This is a genomic window from Chryseobacterium sp. SIMBA_028, assembly GCF_046535285.1.
GTDB lineage: Bacteria > Bacteroidota > Bacteroidia > Flavobacteriales > Weeksellaceae > Chryseobacterium.
Genome location: NZ_JAWRWZ010000275.1, coordinates 1 through 273, shown reverse-complemented (window position 1 = coordinate 273; position 273 = coordinate 1). Strand labels below are relative to the sequence as shown.

General features: G+C 33.3%; 1 protein-coding gene. It reads right to left on the bottom strand.

Going from position 1 to position 273, the window contains the following annotated elements; all coding sequences use genetic code 11:
- Nucleotides 1-273, bottom strand: a 273-nt coding sequence (bioD, locus tag SCA31_RS23435; protein WP_410699418.1) for an ATP-dependent dethiobiotin synthetase BioD, incomplete at both ends; no start/stop codon positions are given.

The following is a 273-nucleotide window of genomic DNA, read 5'->3' as shown; positions in this document are numbered from 1 at the left end:
CATCAATCCTCCGGCTCCTTCTATAACTAAATTATTCTGTGTTTCAGGAAGTTTAAATTCATTTAAATCAATTATAATTCCTTCTTCTTTTGCAGACTGATGTGGTGAAGCTGCCAATTGTAATCGAAAGGTTTCAGGATGAATAACTACTTTTTCACCAACCCAATCTTGAATTTTCATGCTATCTGAAAAAAGTAAATCTCCAGACTGAATTGGTTTCCAGTAATCAGCATTAAAATATTTGGTTAAAATTGCCGAACAAACGGTTTTTCC